Below are 4,207 nucleotides of genomic sequence, written 5' to 3' on the forward strand. Positions count from 1 at the left end.
CCGCTTCGACGGCTCCGCGGTCCAGGCGTTCTCCATCGAGCACGAGGACCCGTTCGTCGACTCAAAGACGGGGGTCAAGGAGAGCGCAGTTCTGATCAAGTCCGCGCTGGCCGACTCCCACTAAGCGCCGCAACCGAATACAGGAGGAAGACCCAATGACAGACCGACTCAAGGTAGGTGTGGTCGGTGCCGGAGTAATCGCGCAAGTCATGCATCTGAATTATCTGCGTGAATTGTCCGACCGCTTCGAAATCGTTGCACTGTGCGACATTTCCGCCGAGAACGCCGCCAACAACGCAGAGCGGTACAACATCGACAAGACGTTCACTGACTGGCGGGAGATGCTCGAAGACGCCGACGTCGATGCCGTCTTCATTCTGACTTCGGGCAGTCATGCACCGATCGCCATCGCGGCGGCGAAGGCGGGCAAGCACGTCTTGGTGGAGAAGCCGATGTGCTTCTCCGTGGCCGAAGGTCTGGAGATGAAGGCTGCCGCCGACGAGGCAGGGGTGACGATGATGGTTGCGTACCCCAAGCGTTACGACCCGGCATATGAGCGCTTCCGCGAGGTCGCGATGAGTGTCGCTGAGCCACGGCTCATGCGGGTCACCACCTTCGAGTCGCCTTTCCTTCCGTACATCGGGCACTACGCGCTGGCGCCGGTCGCGCCGATCCCGAAGGATGCGATCGCGAACTTCACCGCGGAGACCCAGGCCAGCATCACCCGCGCAATCGGTGAGGCAAACTCGTTCCTGCGCGAGGAATATCACCTGGTTCTGCTCGACACGCTTGTCCACGAGCTCAACACCGTCCGTGGCGTACTCGGTGAACCAACGAGCCTGGAGTATGTCGATATGCAGAGCGGTCAATTGACCGTCTTCCTCAAGTTCGGCGATCTGTCGGTGGCGATCCATTGGATGGATCTGCCCGGCATCACCCGCTACGAAATGGAATTCGCACTCTATGGCCCTGAGCAGCGCGTGACCTTGAGTTTTCCTTCGCCGTTCCTTCGTAGTGCACCGGCGACCGTCGAGATCATCGAGGGTGAAACAGGTACAGCCAAGTCGCGCAGCATCAGTGAAATAACCTCGTATGCGAGCGGTTTCAAGCTTGAGCTGGAAGCCTTCCACCACTGTGCGGTAACCGGGGAGGCGCCGCTCACCAGCGCCGAAGACGCAATTCACGACCTGGCCCTGTGTGAGGCGATCATCCGGTTCGTTCAGGACCGAAAGCCGATTACCGACCCGAGCGCGATCCCAGCACTGGCGTCGGCCAACTAGCTAGAAGGAGCCACGAAAATGAGCAAACACAGCAGTGACATCATCGTCGCCAACGCACCGGTCAGCTACGGCGCGTTCGAGGTGACGATCGGATTCGACCCGAATGTGCCGGACGGCGACGAGATCATGGACCAGGTCAGCGCTGCCGGCTACGCGGGCATCGACCTCGGCCCGGTCGGTTACCTGGGCACCACTGAAGATCTGGGCGCCAAACTTGCCAGGCGTGGGCTTGGCCTGGCGGGCGCTTACCTGGAGTTGCCGTACGCGGACCCGGAATTGTTGGAGAAGACGCTTCCCGAACTCGACGCGATGCTGGACATCTTCGATTCGATCAAGCCGCTGGGACTCGGACCCGATCCACGTCCAACGCTGGCGGACCTCGGTGTTGGCGACGGTGCCGATTTCCGTCGCAACAACCCCGGCTCGGGCGCGCGAAATCCCGCCAGCGGATACACCGAAGAGCAGTGGGCGGAGTTCGCGAAGGGGATGGCCGTCGTCGTCGACCGGTGCCGTTCGCGGGGTTACCAGCCGGTGTTCCACAACGAGACGGGCACCTTCGTCGAAGCGCCGGCCGAAGTCGCCAGGATGTTGGAGGTGTCCGAGATCGGGCTGTGCATGGACGCCGGCCATTTCCTTGTCGGTGGCGGGGATCCCGTTGAGTACGTGAAGAAGTGGGCCGACCGGATCGACCACGTCCACATCAAGACCGCGGACCTGCCACGGTTCCAGGAGGTCGTCGACGAGGGTCTGCCGACCAACGCGATCTGGGAGCGCGAGGTCTTCCCGAAGCTCGGTGAAGGCGCGCTCGATGTCGACGCATTCCTGTCGGCACTGCGCGAGATCGATTACGCCGGTTGGCTTGTCGTCGAGCAGGACATCTTCCCGACGACGGCCGAGCGATTCGCCCAGGCTGCCGCCGACCAGCGGGCGAACCGTGAATTCCTGAAGGCGCGTGGCCTGTGAGCGCGCCTTTCCGGCTTGGTCTGATCGGTGGCGGCCGCATGGGCCGTACGCACTTGCGGGCCCTGAAGGACTCAACGGAGGTGACGGTCGTGGCAGTCACCGAGCCGGTTGAGGCCGCGGCGGCGCAGCTGCGTGAGCAGGGTCTGGCGGTGTATCCGACGGGCGAGGAGATGTTCGCCGGTTCGGAACTCGACGGGGTTCTGATTGCCGTGCCGACACCCCAACACATCGACACCACCCGCAGGTCGCTCGAAGCCGGTCTTCCGGTTCTGTGCGAGAAACCGTTCGGCCTGGTGTCTGACGAGGCCCGGGCGGTGGGCAAGCTCGCGAGCGAACAGGGACTGGCCCTGCAGATCGCCTACTGGCGCCGATTCGTGCCGCAGCTGACGACCCTTCGCAGCGATCTGGTCGACGGCAAGTACGGCGACGTGCACTTCTTGGTGTGCTCACAGTGGGACGAGGCTCCGCCACCCCTGAACTTCCGCCACGACAGCGGCGGCATCTACATCGACATGGGTGTCCACGAGATCGACCAAACGCTCTGGTTGCTCGGCCAGGAATTCACCGATGTCAAAACGCAGGTGTTCCCGACCACCAAAGACCCGGGGGCCCAGAACGACGTCGACAGCGCGCAAGCGCTGGTGATGCTCTCGCGCGGCACATCGACGGTGATATCGCTCGGCCGTTTCTACGAAGGCGGTGACATCGTCAGCGTGGAGCTTTTCGGCTCTAAGGGTCACACCCGTTTCGATGTGGTTTCGCCGGAGACCGGGGAAGGACCGCAGCTGCATGCCTTGAAGCTGCAGGCGGAGGCATTCGCCCGGCATGCGCGCGGAGCTGCGCAGGAAGGTACGACAGCGGAGGAAGCCGCTCGCGTACTGGAGCTGGCGCATGGTCTGACCGAAGCCGCCGGTATCGCGGTGCTCGGACTCTCCTGAAGTTGTTGCGTGCCGGAGGCGTGGTTCTCAGCGACGGGTGCCCCACCAGGGCTCGAACCTGGGACCTGGAGATTCTCAGTGGGATGGAGGAAGCGTCCAACTCGACCGCGGGGGAGTACTCACGCTATGGGTCGACCGTCCACAAGCAGGTGACATCTACGACGGACTCGACACGGGTCCGATCAACCGGTCCTTGGCCTGCGGCGATATCCGGACGGTGCCCCTGCAAGAGGTAGCCGCATCGCGCACTTACCGTCGCTGGTCGGCCGCGGAGCTCGGCGAGCACATCGGCTGGCGTCGCGTCTCCAGCGAGGTCCGGCATCCACTCGCTGGCGCCAACCCACGACCGCACCCGGTTTGGTGCGGCAGCCATGTGGACCAAGGCACTTGCCGGCGTCAGGATGGGCACTCGACGCTCGTATTGATAGGAGAGCGTAGCGGCGAATACCGAGACGTCTAGAGCACTTCCTGCGCTACCTGCAAGCCGGTGACATGAGCCTGCGAACGTGGCACTGCTGATCGAACCCACCTCCCTATCAACCCGCGGTTTTGGCAGCGATCCGGACATCGTCGACTTCGCCATCGAGAAGGACGGCGAGGTCGTGGAGCGAGTCCAGGTCAAGGCTCCAGCGACCCCCCGGACAACAAACTGCATCCTGGAGATGCGACGAACGTCACGCGCCGTCTGCGCGCCACTGCAAGCAGCGTCGCTCATCTGCTGACGAACCGCCCTCTGTCCTCTGGGCTTGCCGCGCAGTGCACTCCAGTGGATGCGGACGAACCCGCGTACGAGCGATTTGCGCAGGCGCCCCCGAATCTGATTCGGGTGTCAAGCAGGTCCTGGGACTGTCAACCAGGTCAAGCGCCCCTTAGGTCGAGCAGCTCCCAACCGCACATAACCCTGGGGAATAACGCGACCGTGGACAACCGCGGTCAGGTGATGGGGGAGTGCGGCGTCACGCAATCGAAGAACTCGCTTGCGGTGGCAACGAGCATTGCAGCTAGCCACCATGCGGGAGTTCCGGT

The 4,207-nt window shown here is 63.3% G+C and carries 5 protein-coding genes; 4 read left to right on the plus strand and 1 reads right to left on the minus strand.

Annotated features, from left to right (window positions below):
* Window positions 1-179: 179 nt before the first annotated feature.
* From QOI01_RS04310 to QOI01_RS04320, 3 genes are read left to right on the plus strand one after another with little or no spacing between them, the layout of a single operon-like run.
* Window positions 180-1,280 (plus strand): Gfo/Idh/MocA family protein, encoded by a 1,101-nt coding sequence (locus QOI01_RS04310; RefSeq protein ID WP_526378924.1) that lies wholly within the window; start codon window positions 180-182, stop codon window positions 1,278-1,280.
* 18 nt (window positions 1,281-1,298) lie between these two features.
* On the plus strand, window positions 1,299-2,243 hold the full coding sequence (locus tag QOI01_RS04315) for a sugar phosphate isomerase/epimerase family protein (RefSeq protein ID WP_526378926.1): 945 nt from the start codon (window positions 1,299-1,301) through the stop codon (window positions 2,241-2,243).
* The gene (locus QOI01_RS04320) at window positions 2,240-3,181 is read left to right on the plus strand and encodes a Gfo/Idh/MocA family protein (protein WP_526378928.1); all 942 of its coding nucleotides are present in this window, start codon (window positions 2,240-2,242) and stop codon (window positions 3,179-3,181) included. Before QOI01_RS04315 ends, QOI01_RS04320 begins: the two co-directional genes overlap by 4 nt.
* A gap of 124 nt (window positions 3,182-3,305) precedes the next feature.
* Here the strand turns inward: QOI01_RS04320 and QOI01_RS04325 are convergent, their stop codons facing one another.
* Window positions 3,306-3,764, minus strand: coding sequence for a type IV toxin-antitoxin system AbiEi family antitoxin (locus tag QOI01_RS04325; RefSeq protein WP_526378930.1), 459 nt, complete (start codon window positions 3,762-3,764; stop codon window positions 3,306-3,308).
* Here QOI01_RS04325 and QOI01_RS04330 point away from each other — a divergent pair.
* A complete protein-coding gene (locus tag QOI01_RS04330; RefSeq protein ID WP_526378932.1) occupies window positions 3,688-3,903 on the plus strand; it encodes a hypothetical protein in 216 nt (71 codons plus the stop codon). The genes QOI01_RS04325 and QOI01_RS04330 overlap by 77 nt on opposite strands.
* Window positions 3,904-4,207: the final 304 nt, after the last annotated feature.

The sequence above is a fragment of the Mycobacterium sp. genome (assembly GCF_032162605.1).
In the GTDB taxonomy this organism is placed as follows: Bacteria; Actinomycetota; Actinomycetes; order Mycobacteriales; family Mycobacteriaceae; genus Mycobacterium.